Annotated in this window: 15 protein-coding genes; 6 read left to right on the forward strand and 9 right to left on the reverse strand. The window is 71.6% G+C overall.

The features are described 5' to 3' along the window. Positions 1-49: 49 nt before the first annotated feature. A complete protein-coding gene (gene tldD, locus K5L01_RS02520) occupies positions 50-1510 on the forward strand; it encodes a metalloprotease TldD (RefSeq protein WP_250061654.1) in 1461 nt (486 codons plus the stop codon). A gap of 217 nt (positions 1511-1727) precedes the next feature. Here the strand turns inward: tldD and K5L01_RS02525 are convergent, their stop codons facing one another. Further along, positions 1728-2693, reverse strand: a complete 966-nt coding sequence (locus tag K5L01_RS02525; RefSeq protein WP_272494031.1) for a hypothetical protein — start codon at positions 2691-2693, stop codon at positions 1728-1730. A gap of 119 nt (positions 2694-2812) precedes the next feature. After that, positions 2813-3406 carry a ribosome biogenesis factor YjgA gene (gene yjgA / locus K5L01_RS02535; protein ID WP_250061657.1) on the reverse strand — a complete coding sequence of 198 codons (594 nt, stop codon included), beginning with the start codon at positions 3404-3406 and terminating at the stop codon, positions 2813-2815. A gap of 214 nt (positions 3407-3620) precedes the next feature. On the opposite strand from yjgA, the gene pmbA reads away from it, so the two are divergent. Both pmbA and K5L01_RS02545 read left to right on the forward strand, forming a co-directional pair. Beyond that, on the forward strand, positions 3621-4988 hold the full coding sequence (gene pmbA / locus K5L01_RS02540; protein WP_250061658.1) for a metalloprotease PmbA: 1368 nt from the start codon (positions 3621-3623) through the stop codon (positions 4986-4988). A gap of 92 nt (positions 4989-5080) precedes the next feature. Continuing rightward, entirely contained in the window at positions 5081-5449 is a 369-nt protein-coding gene (locus K5L01_RS02545) for a DUF4870 domain-containing protein (protein ID WP_250061660.1), read from the forward strand. Between the two features lie 532 nt (positions 5450-5981). Here the strand turns inward: K5L01_RS02545 and K5L01_RS02550 are convergent. Genes K5L01_RS02550 through K5L01_RS02570 form a run of 5 tightly spaced genes read right to left on the reverse strand, consistent with a single transcriptional unit; the run spans position 5982 to position 10715 of the window. Continuing rightward, the gene (locus K5L01_RS02550; protein WP_250061663.1) at positions 5982-6860 is read right to left on the reverse strand and encodes a polyprenyl synthetase family protein; all 879 of its coding nucleotides are present in this window, start codon (positions 6858-6860) and stop codon (positions 5982-5984) included. Next, a complete protein-coding gene (locus tag K5L01_RS02555) occupies positions 6850-7110 on the reverse strand; it encodes an exodeoxyribonuclease VII small subunit (protein WP_250061664.1) in 261 nt (86 codons plus the stop codon). The genes K5L01_RS02550 and K5L01_RS02555 overlap by 11 nt, the downstream gene beginning before the upstream one ends. Before the next feature lie 31 nt (positions 7111-7141). Continuing rightward, positions 7142-8461 (reverse strand): tRNA lysidine(34) synthetase TilS, encoded by a 1320-nt coding sequence (gene tilS / locus K5L01_RS02560; protein WP_250061665.1) that lies wholly within the window; start codon positions 8459-8461, stop codon positions 7142-7144. Between the two features lie 35 nt (positions 8462-8496). Further along, positions 8497-9021: a WG repeat-containing protein gene (locus K5L01_RS02565; protein WP_250061666.1), complete on the reverse strand. Its 525-nt coding sequence runs from the start codon at positions 9019-9021 to the stop codon at positions 8497-8499. Then, positions 9018-10715: an alkaline phosphatase gene (locus K5L01_RS02570; RefSeq protein ID WP_250061667.1), complete on the reverse strand. Its 1698-nt coding sequence runs from the start codon at positions 10713-10715 to the stop codon at positions 9018-9020. Before K5L01_RS02570 ends, K5L01_RS02565 begins: the two co-directional genes overlap by 4 nt. A gap of 147 nt (positions 10716-10862) precedes the next feature. Here K5L01_RS02570 and K5L01_RS02575 point away from each other — a divergent pair, with 147 nt between their 5' ends. From K5L01_RS02575 to K5L01_RS02585, 3 genes are all read left to right on the forward strand, one after another. Next, positions 10863-12170, forward strand: coding sequence for a dicarboxylate/amino acid:cation symporter (locus tag K5L01_RS02575; RefSeq protein WP_250061668.1), 1308 nt, complete (start codon positions 10863-10865; stop codon positions 12168-12170). A gap of 107 nt (positions 12171-12277) precedes the next feature. Then, on the forward strand, positions 12278-13645 hold the full coding sequence (locus tag K5L01_RS02580; protein ID WP_250061669.1) for a M16 family metallopeptidase: 1368 nt from the start codon (positions 12278-12280) through the stop codon (positions 13643-13645). 10 nt (positions 13646-13655) lie between these two features. Next, positions 13656-15077: a M16 family metallopeptidase gene (locus K5L01_RS02585; protein WP_250061671.1), complete on the forward strand. Its 1422-nt coding sequence runs from the start codon at positions 13656-13658 to the stop codon at positions 15075-15077. 126 nt (positions 15078-15203) lie between these two features. Here K5L01_RS02585 and K5L01_RS02590 read toward each other — a convergent pair whose 3' ends face one another. Together K5L01_RS02590 and K5L01_RS02595 are read right to left on the reverse strand one after the other, a co-directional pair. Further along, positions 15204-15947, reverse strand: coding sequence for a C40 family peptidase (locus K5L01_RS02590; RefSeq protein WP_425603814.1), 744 nt, complete (start codon positions 15945-15947; stop codon positions 15204-15206). 104 nt (positions 15948-16051) lie between these two features. After that, positions 16052-16585 (reverse strand): C40 family peptidase, encoded by a 534-nt coding sequence (locus tag K5L01_RS02595; RefSeq protein ID WP_250061673.1) that lies wholly within the window; start codon positions 16583-16585, stop codon positions 16052-16054. Positions 16586-16612 lie beyond the last annotated feature (27 nt).

A 16612-nucleotide genomic window follows, 5' to 3' on the forward strand; every position in this document is an offset into this window, starting at 1 on the left:
TTACCCTGGCCGGCTTGCCAAGCGCCGCGCCGCCCCCATCTGGAATGCCATGACCGACAACGCCCTGATGCTCGCCGAATCCCGCCTGCTGCTGCCGGCCGGGCTGGACGCCAACCGACTCGATCGCACCTTCGGCGCCCTGCTCGCGCCGGGCATCGACTTCGGTGACCTGTACTTCCAGCATTCACGGCGTGAGAGCTGGAGTGTCGAGGACGGCATCGTCAAGGACGGCGCCCACTCCATCGAGCAGGGCGTGGGCGTGCGCGCGATCGCCGGGGAGAAGACCGGCTTCGCGTATTCCGACGACATCCAGCCGGCCGCGCTGCTGGCCGCGGCACAGTCGGCGCGCGCGATCTCGCGCGACGGCGGTACCTGCGATGCCGGTGCCCTGCTGCGCGCCGGCGGGCGCGGGGTGGCCCCGCGCCCGCTGTACCCGGCGCTGGATCCGGTGGACAGCCTCGGCAACGAAGCCAAGGTGGAGGTGCTCAAGCGGCTGGACCGTTTCCTGCGTGCCGCCGATCCGCGCGTGCAGCAGGTGATGGTGAGCCTGTCCGGCGGCGTCGACACGGTGCTGATCGCGCGCAGCGACGGCGTGCTGGGCGCCGACGTGCGCCCGCTGGTGCGGCTGAACGTGCAGGTGATCGTCGAGCAGGACGGCCGCCGCGAATCCGGCTACGCCGGCGGCGGCGGCCGCTACGGCTACGCCGAGCTGTTCGCCGACGGCCGGCCCGAGGCCTTCGCCCGCGAGGCGCTGCGGCAGGCGCTGGTGAACCTGGAAGCGGTTCCGGCGCCGGCCGGGGTGATGCCGGTGGTGCTGGGGCCGGGCTGGCCCGGGGTGCTGCTGCACGAGGCGGTCGGCCACGGCCTGGAGGGCGACTTCAACCGCAAGGGCACCAGCGTCTACGCCAACCGCATCGGCGAGCGGGTCGCCGCGCCGGGCGTCACCATCGTCGACGACGGCACGCTGGACGGGCGCCGCGGTTCGCTGACCATCGACGACGAGGGCCATCCCACCCAGTGCACCCCGTTGATCGAGGACGGCATCCTGGTCGGCTACATGCAGGACAGCCTCAATGCGCGGTTGATGGGCATGGCCCCGACCGGCAACGGCCGCCGCGAATCGTTCGCGCACATGACCATGCCGCGGATGACCAACACCTACATGCGCGCCGGCGGCCACGACCCGGAGGAGATGATCCGCTCGGTGGCCAAGGGCCTGTATGCGGTCAACTTCGGCGGGGGCCAGGTGGACATCACCAGTGGCAAGTACGTGTTCTCGGCCACCGAGGCCTACCTCATCGAGGATGGAAGGATCACGGCGCCGGTGAAGGGCGCGACCCTGATCGGCAACGGCCCGGACACCATGCAGAAAGTGCGCATGGTCGGCAACGACCTGGCGCTGGACGAAGGGGTCGGCGTGTGTGGCAAGGACGGCCAGAGCGTCCCGGTCGGCGTCGGCCAGCCGTCGCTGCTGATCGACGGGCTGACCGTCGGCGGCACGCAGGCGTAGCGGTCCCGCTCGTTCCGGGGAGCCGGGCGCGGCGCTCCGCGGCCCGCTGCCGGGCGGTTCCCGTGCGGGAAAACGGCCAGTGGGGCCGCCATGCGGTTGCGCGGCCATCGGTGCCGGCCGAAAGCCGGATCGGCACCGGCGCAGTGGACGATCGAAGTGCGGGAAGGGGCGGGCGGAGACGCCCGCGAGCGCTCGGCCGTGCGCGGCGCCGGTCGATTCAGCCGGCGTCGGTGGCCAGTGCCCGCAGTTCGTGGGCCAGCCGCTGGCGCAGGGCGGGGCCCTGCAGCCGCGGCAGGTGCGCCAGGGGCAGGTCCTGGCCGACCCGGCGCGCGACTTCCAGGCCGATGAGGTAGCCGCCGCGCGCAGGCCAGGGCTCGGCGGAGGCTCCGGCGCTGAAGAACCGCGCGGCATCGGCGTCCTGCGTGGAATCCAGCACGGCGAGGATCGCCGAGGCCAGGCCGCGGCGCGTGGCGGCATCGGCGGCGGCCAGGCGGGCGTCGTCCAGCAGCACGTGCAGCAGGGCCGCGTCGGGGTTGAGCCGTTCGCTGACGTGGCTGGCGACGCCTTCGCTCCACAGGGTCGCGTACAGCGGAGGGGCCGGGTCCAGCATCGCTTCCGGCGCGACCTGGGCCTGGTAGAGGTGGAACGATTCGTGGTCGAGGAACACCGCCAGGTCCGGCGAGGGGCCGTGGTAGCGCACCAGCCCATCGGCACCGATGAACAGCGGCAGGCGGTCGCCGTCGGGTTCCAGGTGGCCATCGAAGGCGAACAGCGATGGCAGCAGGTAGAGGGGGGCGCGCGTGCGCTGGAAGTCGGGGAAGGCGTCGCTGAAGCGTCTGGCGTGGCCGGCATGGACGGCGGCAAAGCCGGCGGCGATCCGCTGCACGTCGGCGGCCATCGCGTCGAACGCGGGCAGCCAGCGGGCGATGCGCTCCGTGCGCGGGTCCAGGCCGGCCGTCGCATAGACGGCACGGTGCGGCGTGAAGAAGGCCTCCTGCAGCGCCTGCGCGCGGTCGCCGGCGGCGCGGGTGCGGGCATAGGCCGCCCAGAAGTCGGGCATCAGGTCGATACAGCCGGCGGCTGTCGCCTCACCGCCCGGGCGGCTGCGGGCGGCGGCTGCGGGCAGCCGGAGGGCGGCGGCGGTGGCCAGGCCGGCCAGCAGGAAGGAACGTCGGGTGGGCATGGCATCTCCGGGCAGCGGGAGGGAAGCGGCGGCAGTGCCGGGTACCAGCCATGGTCCGGTGCCGACAGCCACGCAGCGCCAAGGGTGCGCCACCCTGCAGGCCGGCGCCCACGCGATGCTCAGCCGCGCGCGTCGTCGTCGTGGTCGTCGCGGTCCAGCTCCGTGTCCTCGTCCGCGTCGCCGGGGGCGACCTGGGCGGGCAACATCAGCGTGCGCAGCGCCTGGTAGATCTCGCGGAAAGCGCGCGGCGGCTTGTTCTTGGCCTTCTCGGCGAGCGCGTTGCGCACCAGGGTGCGCAGCTGCTGGCGATCGCCGTGCGGGTAGTCGTCCAGCAGCGCGGCCAGCGCGGCATCGCCTTCGGCCAGCAGGCGGTCGCGCCAGTGCTCGATGCGGTGCATCAGCGCCACGTTGCGCTTGGAGGTTTCGCTGTTGGCCTCCATCGCGTCACGGATCGCGTCCAGCGTGGCGTCGTCCTCGCGGCGCATCTGCTTGGCCAGGAACGCCAGCTGGCGCTTGCGCGCGCCATGGGAGGTGATGCGCTTGCTGTACTCGATGTGCTCGAGCAGGTCCGCGGGGATCGGCAGGCGCGCCAGCTGCGCGGCCGTCTGTTCCACCAGTTTTTCGCCCAGGGCGAGCACTTCCAGCGCGTCGCGCCGGTTCTGGCTGCGGCTCTCGCTGAAATATTCGCCGGTTTCCTCGTCGCGTCCGCGCATTGCCTCGTTACTCGATTAAAGTTGATCCGTTGAATCCCTCTCCCGGCGGGCGAGGGGCGGGCGTCGGCCCGGCGCGGATGCGCCGGGTGCGGTCCGGCCCGCTTCCTCGTCCGGCGCGGTGCGCGGCCAGCATGCGGCGCCTCCCGGTGCCGCGCCCGCCGCGCGGGGGCTCCCGCAGGGAGGCAACCACCGGACACCAGCAAAGGATAAAGCATTGAACAGCAGCTCCACCGCCCTTTTCGCCGCCGATGACAGCGCGCAGCGGCTCGAACACCTGGCCGGCATCTCCCAGCGCCTGCTGGACAAGGCCCGCGCGCTGGGTGCCAGCCAGGCCGAAGTGAGCTGCAGCGAGGACCGCGGACTGGACGTGAACGTGCGCCTGGGCGAGGTCGAGACCGTCGAGTCCACGCATGACCGCGGCCTTGCCGTCACCGTGTATTTCGGCCGACGCAAGGGCAGCGCCAGCACCGCCGACCTGCAGGAGGGCAGCCTGGAGGCGACCGTCGCCCAGGCCTGCGCGATCGCCCGCCACACCGAGGATGATCCCGCCGCGGGGCTGGCCGATGCGGCGCTGATGGCACGCGACTTCCCGGACCTGGATACCTGGCACCCATGGGCACTGGACGCGCAGCAGGCGCTGGACCTGGCGCTGGCCTGCGAGGACGCCGGGCGCGGGGCCGATGCCCGCATCGGCAATTCCGACGGCGCCTCGGTGGCGACCGCACAGAGCCTGTCGGTCTATGCCAATTCGCACGGCTTCGTCGGCCGCGAACGCAGCAGCCACCATTCCATCAGCTGCGCACTGATCGCCGGACAGGGCGATGGCATGCAGCGCGATGGCTGGTACAGCAGTGCGATCGCCCGGAGCGGCCTGGAGGACCCGAGCGCAGTCGGGCGGCGCGCGGCCGAGCGCACGGTGGCCCGGCTGCAGCCGCGCTCACTGCCCACCGCGCAGGTGCCGGTGCTGTTCGCCACGGAGGTCGCCCGCTCGCTGATCGGCCACCTGCTCTCGGCGATTTCCGGCGGGGCCCTGTACCGGCGCGCGAGCTTTCTGCTGGACAGCGTGGGGGCGCCGCTGTTCCCGGCCTGGTTCGGCATCGAGGAGCGGCCTTTGCTGCGCCATGGGCTGCGTTCGTCCGCGTTCGATGGCGAGGGCGTGGCGACCCGCGATTCCGCGCTGGTGCGTGCCGGCGTGCTGCAGCGCTATGTCCTGGGAAGCTATTCGGCGCGCCGGCTGGGGCTGGAAACCACCGGCAACGCCGGCGGCGTGCACAACCTGGAGGTCGCCGCGAACGCCGGCAGTCTGGCGTCCATGCTGGCGGGCATGGGCCGTGGCCTGCTGGTGACCGAACTGATGGGGCAGGGGGTCAACGGCGTGACCGGCGACTACTCCCGCGGGGCCGCGGGCTTCTGGATCGAGGGCGGCCAGATCGCCTATCCGGTGGACGGCATCACCATCGCAGGCAATCTGAAACAGATGTTCGCCACCATGGAGGCCGTGGGCAATGAGACCGACCCGCGCTCGCATGTCTCGACAGGACCGATCCTTGTCGGGAGAATGACCGTGGCGGGCAACGATTGATGTATTCTCCGGCCGCCAGCAAGGGGCGGTCCGGGGACACGAGATGACGGCCACCCCACTCATTCCATAAAAAGAAGGTAGAGAAGAACACCATGAGCGACTACGAGAACAGCACCCCGCCGGCCGCCGGCAACGCCGGAACCGACGACAACACCCTGGCGATGCTGGTGCATCTGTCGGGCATCATCCTGGGCTTCATCGTGCCGCTGATCCTGTGGCTGGTGAACAAGGACAACCCGCAGAAGTCCTTCCTCACCGACCAGTCCAAGGAAGCGCTGAACTTCCAGCTCACGCTGCTGGGTGTCTACATCATCGGCACCATCCTTTCGATCATCCTGATCGGCGCGCTGATCAACCTCATCGCCTGGATCGCCTGCATCGTGCTCAGCATCGTCGCCGGTCTGGCGGCCAACAAGGGCCAGGCCTACCGCTACCCGTTCGCGATCCGCCTGATCAAGTAATCCGGCGTAGGCGCGACGAGAAAGGCCCGGGAATCCCGGGCCTTTTTTGTGGCTCATCGCCGCCTGTCGGGGATCGGCCTGTGCAGGAATCGGTTCCAGAGCGGAGCCGCGCCGGCAGGGCGTTGTCGGGCAGGCCCCCGCGGCGCTACAGCCCAGACCGTCCTGTAGAGCGGGGCCACGCCCCGCTGGGGGGGGGCGCCGGGGATCAGCATGCATAGGAATCGGCTTCCGTAGAGCGGAGCTGCATCCGATCGAGTAAGCCCCCGCCGGGCGGTGCCCGGCGCTATAGACCTCGCCCTCCTGTAAGGCGGGGCCGTGCCCCGCTGGGGCGTCTCCGTCGGGATCAGCCTGCGCAGGAATCTGTTCCGGAGCAGGGCATCGTCCCGCTGGAGCCTGATCGGCGCAGGCTCGCGGTGCTGCGGCGCACCGCGCTCCCTCGCTTCCGCTGTGCGGGTCGCCGAGGTGGGCCTTTTGCGTCGCGTCGCCGGGAACCCGCAGGCGCGCCACGGCGCGTCCCTGCGGGAGCGGGGCGTCAATGCGAACGGCGGATCGCCAGGTCGGCCAGCGCCGACAGGGCTTCGGCACGCGGGCCGAAGGGTGCCAGTGCGTGGTGCATGTCGATGGCCAGCGCTTCCAGCCGCGCCTTGGCTCCTTCCAGGCCGAGCAGCGCCGGGAAGGTGGACTTGTCCTGGGCCGCGTCCTTGCCGGCGGTCTTGCCGAGCTGTTCCGAGCTGGCCTCGATGTCGAGGATGTCGTCGCGGACCTGGAAGGCCAGGCCGAGCGCGCCGGCGAATCCGTCCAGGCGCGCCAGGTCGTCCGCCCCGGCACCGCCGCACAGTGCGCCCATGCGTATCGCGGCGTGGATCAGTGCGCCGGTCTTGAGCGCATGCATGCGCTCAAGGTCGGGCAGCGCCTGGCGGCGCCCGGTGGCGTCGATGTCCAGCGCCTGGCCACCGCACATGCCGGCGGCGCCGGCGGCTCCGGCGAGCACGCGCAGGCACTCCACCGCCAGCGCCGGCGGCATCGGTGCCTGTGCCAGCAGCGCGAAGGCAAGGGCCTGCAGGGCATCGCCGGCGAGGATGGCGGTGGCCTCGTCGAAGGCGACATGAGTGGTGGGGCGCCCACGGCGCAGGGCGTCGTCGTCCATCGCCGGCAGGTCGTCGTGCACCAGCGAGTAGGCGTGGATCAGCTCCACCGCGCTGGCCGGGGCATCCAGCCGCGCCGGGTCGGCACCGAACAGCGCGCCGCTGGCGTGGACCAGCAGCGGGCGCATGCGCTTGCCGTTGCCGAGCACCGCGTAGCGCATGGCCTGGTGCAGGCCCTGCGGTGCGGTGTCCGGATCGGGAAGGATGCCGTGCAGGTGCTGGTCGATGCGCGCGGTCCAGCGGCCGAACAGGGGGTCAGTGGTCATCGCCGGCCGGTTCGAACGGTTCGGACTGCGCCGGCTGCGCCGGATCGGTGAGCAGGCGCACGCGCAGTTCGGCCTGTTCCAGCGCCTGCTGGCACTGGCGGTAGAGGCCGACACCGCGTTCGTAGGCGGCCAGCGACTGTTCCAGGCCGAGCTCGCCGGTTTCCATTTTCTCCACCAGCTGCTCCAGCTCTTCCAGCGACTGCTCGAAGTGGGCGACCGGCGAGGTTTCGTTGGGGGACTTCTTGGGCATGGGGGAAGTGTGAGCGGCGGGCGGGAAAGGGTCAATTCGCGTCGGGCCGGCCCGGGCGGCTATTGCCCGGCGGGTGCCAGCACAGCTGCGCGCCATGCGCATGCAGCCAGTCGTGCAACGGCGAAGAAACGATGCGGTCGCCGGCGGCAAGCACCTGGTCCCCTTCGCACAGCAGCGGCAGGTGCGGACGCAGCCAGGGAGGGGTGGCGGAGGCCTGCAGCCGGTGCTTGAGCAGGTGGGAGTGGCTGCGGCCGGGGAGCTGGATGCGCTCTCCTCCGCGGCGCTGCCGGACGCATACCGGGCGCTGGAAGCCGGCGGCACCGTGCAGTTCCAGCCGCCCGCCGTCGGGCAGCACCAGGGGCGTGCGGCCTTCCCAGCGGGCCTGCCAGCCGGGCGGCCAGGGGCGCAGTCCGTCGACGGCATGCAACCGGTCGCGCCAGCGGATGATGCGCGCGGTCTGCCAGCGGAACTCGGGCAGCCGGTCGGGTGCCGCGGCAAGCAGTTCGTCGCGGATCCGCTCCACGCCGTTGCCGGGCAGGGGCGGCAGGCCGCAGCGGTGCGACCACAGGCGCAGTACGCGGGCACCGGCGCCGGCGGGCAGTGCCGCCAGTGCCGGGATGCTCAGGGTGCCGTCGTCGTCGAGGCAGGCGCGCAGCCGTTGCTCGTCCTGCGGCAGCAGCAGGGCCGCGGCCTCCGCGGCGAGCGTGGCGCTGCGCGCGAACCGGGCGCCGGCCTCGGGCCAGCGCTCCGCCAGCAGCGGCATCAGGGTGTTGCGCAGGAAGTTGCGGTCGAACGCGTCGTCGCCGTTGCTGGGGTCTTCGATCCAGTGCAGGCGGTGCTGCCGGGCATGGGCTTCCAGCGCGGCACGCGGTACCTGCAGCAGTGGCCGCCACAGCTGGCCGGGGCCGAAACGGCGGCGACCGCGCATCGCCGCCAGTCCCTCCACGCCGGCGCCGCGCAGGGCGTGCAGCAGGAAGGTCTCGGCCTGGTCGTCGCGATGGTGCGCCAGGGCCAGCCATTCGCCGGGCCGCAGCAGGTCGGCGAACGCCGCATGGCGGGCACGGCGTGCGGCGGCCTCGGGGCCATCGGCGGCCTCGGCCTGCACCTGGACCCGCACGACCTGCAGGGGCAGCCGCCAGGCGTCGCAGGTGCGTTGGCAGTGCGCGGCCCATTCGTCTGCGCCGGTCTGCAGGCCATGGTGCACGTGCACCGCGCGCAGGCCCGTGGCGTGGCGCAGCGGGTCCGTCGCCAGCAGGTGCAACAGCACGGTGGAGTCCAGGCCGCCACTGAAGCCGACCAGCACCGGGGCTCCGGCAGCGGCATCCAGCAGGGAGGAGGCGAGCGGCGTCATGGGGGAATTGTGCAGGAGCGCGCCCAGCGGTGCCTCTACCGCGGCGGTGGCGACCGTTGTCCGCGGCGGTCGATGCGGTAGCCGTGGCCGCCGAGCATTGGTACATGGCCGTCGGCGTCGGGCGTGCCGCGCCGGCAGCCGTCGCAGACCCGCGCGTGGCCGTCCTCGAACGGCCAGCCCCAGTCGAAACGGGCGGCAAACGCGGGATTCAGGGCGGTGTCGTAGTACCCCAGCCGGCCGTCGACGAGTGCGCGGACCAGGCCTTCGCTGAACGCGTCCGCGCCGTTGTCGAAGGCGACGACCGGCAGGTGGCGGCCATCGCGGCGGACGTAGTAGAACTGGCCGGCGGCCAGGACCGTGCCCAGCCCCGCCGCGTCCACGGGCAGGCGGGCCAGGGCGGCGAGAGACAGCTCCAGGGTGCCGGGCGCTGTCTGCCGGCAGCCCTCCAGTACCGGCAGGTCGGCCTGTTCGGGGAGCCGGCAGCGGGTGTCGGCCGCGAGGGCGGCCGGCACGATGGACAGCAGCGACAATGCGGCCGCGACGGACCGCAGCGTCGTCACGGGGCCTTGCGCTCGAACTTCGCCGGCTGCGGCAGTTCCACCGGCACGCCCTGGGCGTCGCAGGTGTCCAGCTGGCACAGGCGTTCGCGCAGGCGCGGGGTGGCCTGCACGATCAGGTGGTAGATGGTGTTCTGCTCCAGCGTGCCGCGCACCGCGGCGCTGCCCGGGCCATGCGCCCAGATGCCCACGTCCTCGCCACCGTGCGATTCGGACTTGGCCGGGACCAGGGCTTCCTGCATGTAGTCCGGGTGCTCGGTGTCGACATGGGTCAGGTCGGGGCGTCCGGCCGAAGGCTCGTAGCTGCTCGGCTGGTGGGGATAGGTCTTGGGGCCGTCCGGCTGGCGGTTGCTGGCGCCGGTGTAGCCTGGGCCGTTGGCGTAGCTGAGCGTGGTGTACGGCAGGCCGGTGGCGTCGCGGGCCAGGTCCAGGCCGCCGGCGCCGTCCTCGCCGCCGCGGTCCTTGACCTTGCCCAGGATCGGGTTGCCGCGCGCGGGATAGCCGACGAAGTTGAGGGTGTGCGAGTGGTCGGCGGTGACGATGATCAGCGTGTCCTCGGCCGAGGTCGCCTCCACCGCGGCGCGTACCGCATCGGACAGCGCGATGGTGTCGCCGAGCGCGCGGGCGGCGTTGCCGCTGTGGTTGGCATGGTCGATGCGCGCGCCTTCCACCATCAGCACGTAGCCCTGCGGATGGCCGGCCAGGGTGGCGATGGCGGTGCGGGTCAGGTCGGCCAGCGAGGGCTCGCCGGCGGGGTCCTTCGGGCGGTCCAGTTCGTACTGCATGTGGTCCGGCTCGAACAGCCCCAGCAGCGCCGGCGCGCCGGCCGCGGCCTTGAGCTGTTCGGTGTTCCACACGTAGGCGCCCTGCGGGTGCGCCTGGCGCCACTCGGCGACCAGGTTGCGGCCGTCCAGGCGCAGGCCGACCTTGTCCGGGTACTCCGGATCCCGTTCGTCGATGGTGGTGAACTGGGCGCGGCCACCCCCTAGTGCGACCAGCGGGCCCCGGCCATAGCGCGAGGTCGACAGCAGCTGCTGGGCGATGTCCGTGCAGCCCTCGGTGCGGGCCGCCTGCGGGAGGTCGGTGTCGTTTTCCCAGTTGCGGTCCGGCGAATGCGCATAGGTCGCGGCCGGGGTGGCGTGGGTCAGGCGCGCGGTGGAGACCACGCCGGTGGCCATGTCGGCACTGTCGGCCAGCTGCAGCCAGGTCAGCGCGTGCTTGTCCAGGCTGTCGGCGCAGTCGTTGCGGCTGCCGGCACTGACGCCGATGGCGCCCATGTGGGTCTTCACGCCCGTGGTGATGGCGGTCATGGTGCCGGCCGAGTCCGGCGTCTGCGAGTCGGTGTTGTAGGTCTTGCTGAAGGCGGTGGCGGGGAAGCGCTCCCAGGACAGCAGGTTCTCCTCGCCGGGATGGCCGCGGCGCTGGCCTTCGAGGATGCGCGCGGCGGCCACCGTGGTCAGGCTCATGCCGTCGCCGAGGAACAGGATCACGTTCTTGGCACGGCCGGCCATCGCGCCGTTGGCCGCTGCCTGCGCCGCGCCGTTGCGGTACCACCACTGCGGGGTCTCGCCCTCGGGATGGGCGACGGGGGCCACCTGCACGGAAACGGCCTGCGGCGCCCTGGGCGCCGGGGCGCCGGCGCAGGCGCCGAGCAGCAGGGTGGAGAGGGCGGCGAACAACGGGGAAGCGTGGCGCATGCGGTCGACCATCAATCCGGGACAGGCGGCCATTATGACAATCTGGAAAAGGCATGCGGATGACACGCAGTTTTTCCCTGTGCGCATCGTTCCCGCGGCAGGCTTGCGCTATCGTGCCGCCCCCTGCAGTTGTTCCCGGATTTCCCCATGACACTGGTTTCGGCCTGGTTGCGCATCCCGTTCTGGCAGCGTGTGGCGGGCGGCTTCGTCCTTGGCGCACTGGCCGGCTGGGCGCTCGGCCCGGCGGCCGAGGCATGGTTCGGCCTGCTGGGCGAGCTCTATGTCACGCTGATCAAGATGATCGCGGTGCCGCTGGTGCTGTTCGCGGTGATCAACGCCATCGGCGCGCTGCACGGGCAGAAGTCGGTGGCCGCCCTGGGCGGGCGCACCTTCCTGTGGTTCGTCGTCACCGCCGTGCTGGCGGTGTGCGTCGGCCTGGGCGTGGGCACGCTGATGCAGCCGGGTACCGGCGGCCTGAGCCTGGCGATGGACAGCGCCTATACGCCGCGGGAGGTGCCGTCGGTGGCCCGGGTGCTGATGGATGTGGTGCCGGCCAACGTGTTCCACGCCCTGGCCGGCATCGGCACCCAGGTCAACGCCGCCGGCGAGACCGTGCTGGCCGCCGGCCGCGGTTCGATCCTGCCGGTGATCTTCTTCGCCGGCCTGGTCGGCTTCGCGATGGTCAAGCTGGGCGACACGGTGGCCGACGCGCGCCGGCTGGTGGGCCAGATGAGCGAGATCATGATCCAGATCACGCGCTTCGTACTGGAAATGACCCCGCTGGGCACCTTCGGCCTGATCGCGGGCCTGGTCGGCAGCTACGGCTTCGAGAAGCTGCTGCCGCTGGGCAGCTTCGTGCTGGCGCTGTACGTGGCCTGCGCGCTGCACGTGGTGGTGGTCTACAGCAGCCTGCTGCTGGTGCACGGGCTCAACCCGCTGCGCTTCTTCCGCGGCGCCGCGCCCGGGATGCAGGTGGCGTTCGTGAGCTCCTCCAGCTTCGCGGCCATGCCGGTGGCGATGCGTTCGATCACCGACAACCTCGGGGTCAACAAGGACTACGCGGCCTTCGCCGTGCCGCTGGGCGCCAGCATCAAGATGGACGGCTGCGGCGCGATCTACCCGGCGCTGTGCGCGGTGTTCATCGCCCAGTACACCGGGGTGCCGTTGACCCCGGAGCAGTATGTGGTGGTGTTGATCGCCTCGGTGCTCGGCAGCTTCGGCACCGCGGGCGTGCCGGGCACGGCGGTGGTGATGGCCACGGTGGTGCTCAGCGCGGCCAACCTGCCGCTGGAGACCATCGGCTACCTGTACGCCATCGACCGGGTGCTGGACATGATGCGCACCCTGACCAACGTCACCGGGCAGATGGTGGTGCCGGTGATCGTGGCCAAGGAGACCGGGCTGCTGGACCGTACGGTCTACGACGGCCGCGGCGCCGGCAGCACGGCCGGATAGCGCGCCCCGGGGCCGGGGTCGCGGAAAACGGCGGACAAGCGCCGGCGTGGAGCGCATGATGGCGACGGCGGCCGCCCGGCCCGCCCATCAACGAAAGGAGGCGCTCCATGATGCTGCAACGAATGCTCCTGCTGGCCGGCTGCGCGCTGGCCGGCACCGCGGCGGCGGCCGACGCCGACCAGTGGCGGGTGCCGGTGGCGGTCGAGAAACTCGACAACGGCCTGACCGTGGTGGTGTCCGAGGACCACAGCGCGCCGGTGGTCGGGATCAGCGTGGTCTACCACGTCGGCATGCGCCTGGAACCGCGCAACCGCACCGGCTTCGCGCACCTGTTCGAACACCTGATGTTCCAGGGCACGCCGGAGGCGCGCAAGGGCGTGTTCGACAGCGTGATCACCGGTGGTGGCGGCCGCAACAACGGGTCCACCCGCGCCGACTTCACCAACTACATCGAAACCGCGCCGGTGTCGGCGCTGGAACCGATGCTGTGGCTGGAAGCGGACCGGATGCGCACCCTGGACTTCAACCCGCAGACGCTGAAGAACCAGCAGGACGTGGTCAAGGAGGAGATCCGCAACAACGTCCAGAACCAGCCCTATGGCGGCTTCATGTGGATCGACATCGGCCAGCACGCGTTCTCCAAGTGGGAGAACAATCATGACGGCTACGGCAGCTTCGACGACCTCGAGAACGCCAGCCTCGACGACGTGCGCGGGTTCCACCGCGACTTCTATGGTCCCAACAATGCCGTGCTGTCCATCGCCGGCGACGTCACCCCGGAACAGGGCTTCGCGCTGGCCAGGCGCTACTTCGGCGACATCCCGGCACGGCCGACGCCGCCGCGCCCGGACTACAGGGAAGGGCTGAACACCGGCGAGATCCGCCTGCAGCAGTCCGATGCGCTGGCCCAGGTGCCGGGGCTGGCGGTGGGCTGGAAGATGCCCGACCGCGGCAGCCGCGACCAGGCGTCGATGGCGGTGCTGGGCGCGCTGCTGGCCGAAGGCGACGCATCGCGGCTGTACCAGGGGCTGGTCAAGGGCCGCCGGCTGGCACTGAACGTCGAGTCGCTCTATGGCCTGACCAGCGCCTGGGAGTACGACGGCCCGACCCTGTTCGTGGTGTTCGCGATGTACAAGCCCGAGCACGATGCCGACGCGCTGCTGGCCGGGATCGACGCGGAGATCGCCCGGGTCGCCGACGAAGGCGTGGATGCGGCGACCCTGGCGCGGGTCAAGACCCAGCTGCTGGCGCAGTGGTACGACGGCCTGGAAATGTTCCTGGAGCGTGCCGACACGCTGGCCAAGCTGCAGACCCTGTGGGGCGATGCCGGCGTGGTCAACCGGATCCCGGGATGGATCGAGGCCGTCGGCGCCGCCGATGTGCAGCGGGCCGCGCGCACCTACCTGACCACCGCCAACCGTACCGTCATCGACCGCAGGCCTGCGGCGATGCCGGCCCCCGCTGAGCAGAAGTGAGGACACCGCCATGATCAAGCCACTGCCGTGCCTGCTTGCCCTGGGCCTGGCCCTTTCGCTGGCCTCCGCGGGCGCCAATGCCGCCACGCCTGGGCTGCCCGCCGGCCTGCCGGGCTATGCCGCCGACAAACCGCTGCCGGTGCCGGACATCTCGCGCAGGACCCTGGACAACGGCCTGGAGGTCTGGGTCGTGCCACGCGACGGCCTGCCGCGCGTGGACTACGTGCTGGCCATGCGCGACGCCGGGCTGGCCGCCGATGCCGCCGCCACGCCCGGTTTCGCCACCGTGCTGGCGCAGCTGCTGACCGCGGGCACCCAGGCGCACGACGCGCGCCAGATCGCCGAGCTGGCCCAGGGCATGGGCGGCAGCGTCGGTGCCGATGCCCGTGTCGATGGTCTGCTGGTCAGCGGCCAGGCACTGGCCTCGCAGGCCTCGCCGATGCTGGCCCTGCTGGCTGAGGTCGTGCGCAGCCCGTCCTTCGCCGACGACGAAGTGGCGCTGGCCCGCGCCAATGCTGCCGAGGAACTGAAGGCGGCCGAAGCACAGCCGGGTTTCCGCGCCTCGCGCGCGCTGTTGCAGGCGGTCTATGGCGACCATCCCTATGCGCGCACGCAGCTCGCCCAGGCCACCTTGCCGGCACTGACCCCGGCGGCCCTGAAACAGGAGCATGCGCGCCGCTTCCGTCCGGAGCACGGGCTGCTGGTGATCACCGGCAGGATCGATGCCGCCCGCGCATTCGCCGAGGCCGAGCGCGCCTTCGGCGACTGGAAGGGGCAGGGCGGGGCCGTGGCCGACACTGCCCCGGCGCCGCGCCAGGCGGCAGCGCAGCGGGTGGTGCTGCCGCGGCCGGGCAGCGTGCAGTCCACGTTCCGGATCGGTCGCCCGGCGATCGCCGCCACCGATCCGGACCATGTGCCGCTGCAGCTGGCCAGCACCGTGCTGGGCAGCGGCATCAGCAGCCGCCTCAACCAGAACCTGCGCGAGGAGAAGGGCTACACCTATGGCGCCGGCGCACGGCTGGCGGCGCTGCGCGCCGGGGGCAACCTGGTGGCATCGGCGGACGTGCGCAACGAGGTCACCGGCGCCTCCTTGAAGGAGTTCTTCAGGGAATTCGAGCGCCTGGGCAAGGAGCCGATGCCGGCCGCGGAACTGGAGTCGACCAAGCGCTATGTCGCCGGCGGCTACCTGATCAGCAACCAGTTGCAGGGCGCGGTCGCCGGGACCCTGGCCGCCAACTGGCTGGCCGGGCTGCCCGCCGAGTTCCTCGGACAGTACGTGGGCAGGATCCGCGCGGTGGATGCCGCCCGGCTGCAGGCGGTGGCGGCCCGCTACTACGCGCCGGACGCGCAGTCGGTGATCGTGGTCGGCGACCAGGCGGCGGTGGTGCCGCAGCTGCAGCCGTTCGGTGCGTTCCGCGTCGAGGGGCCCTGAGCGGCGCGACCGGCGGGCCGGAACGCGCTTCCGGTCCGCTGGACGTGGCCGCCCCGCATGCCTGCATGGAAAAAGCCGCGCAGTGCGCGGCTTTCCGGTTCCAGGCCCGCGGCGGTGGTGGCCCGCTCAGAGGTCCAGGCGGCGCGCCTGCATGAACTTGTCGCCCCAGTAGCCGCTGAGCAGGGTGTCGGTGCGCACGTCCTTGCCGGTGCTGGGCGCGTGCAGGAAACGGCCATCGCCGACATAGATGCCGACATGGTCGACGCGGCCGCGGCGGCCGAAGAACACCAGGTCGCCGGCGACCAGCGCGGAGCGGTCGCGGATCAACTGGTTGCTGGCCTGGCTGGCCATCTCGCGCGAGACGCGCGGCAGTTCGATGCCCAGCGCGGTGCGGAACACATAGCCGACCAGGCCGCTGCAGTCGAAGCCGGCGTCGGGCGAGGTGCCGCCCCAGCGGTAGGGCGTGCCCAGCAGGGTCATGGCGCGGCGCAGGATCGACTGCACCTTGCCGTCGCTGTCATTGGCCAGCGCGGTGTCGGTTGCGCTGGCGACGCTCCGGGAGGCGTCGTAGGCCGACAGCAGGCGGCTGAGATCGCCGGCGAACATCGCCGAGCGGTCCATGAGGGGAATGGTGTCGTTGCCGGCCAGGTGCGGGAGCAGGGCCGCCAGGGTGGCGGTCGCGGCGGCGTCGGTCTTGCTGCGCTGGGGCTCGGGGGCCTTCGCGGCCGGCGGCGTGGCCGTGTCTTCCGGGGCGTCCTGGGCCAGTGCCGGGAGGGCGGCGAAGCCCATCAGTGCGGCGCACAACAGCCGGCGGCATGCGGCGGAACGGTGGGCGGTCTGACCCGGGTTCGACGGATTTTCGTTCGTCACGCGGCAGTCACGGAAAAATTCGATGGGCGATCATGCCTTGGAAACCGGGGGGATTGGTACATATTTCATTAAATTTTCATTAATCGCACGGCAATTCGTCCCATTCATCGCAGAACGCGCTTGGCCCCGGTGTAGTGGTCGCGCCAGTACGGGCCGTCCAGGCGGTCCAGGCGGACGGTGCCGCCGGTGCTCGGGGCATGCACGAAACGGCCCTCGCCGACATAGATGCCGACGTGCCAGACATTGCCCTTGTCGCCGAAGAACACCAGGTCGCCGTTGGCCAGCTGGCGCGGTTCGATGCGTGGCCCCTGGATGGCGGCGAGCTCGCGCGAGGTGCGGGGCAGGTTCAGCGCCAGCATGTCGCGGTAGACATAGCTGACCAGGCCGCTGCAGTCGAAGCCGGACTCGGGCGTGTTGCCGCCGTAGCGGTAGGGCGTGCCGACCAGGCCGAGGGCGCGCATCAGGACCGACGAGGCGGCGGCGGGATCGCCGGGCGCGACCTGTGGCCAGGACGCCGTGGCCGGCGGCGGCGGCGCGCGCTTGGCCGGGGCGTGGCCGCACGCGGACAGACCGGCGGCGACGGCGAGCAGGAGGGGCAGCCGCCAGGTGCGGTGCCGGGAAACTGGCGTGTTGTGCATGGAGTCCGGATAATGCGCGACCTCAAG

Source organism: Stenotrophomonas mori, assembly GCF_023556335.1.
GTDB lineage: Bacteria > Pseudomonadota > Gammaproteobacteria > Xanthomonadales > Xanthomonadaceae > Stenotrophomonas > Stenotrophomonas mori.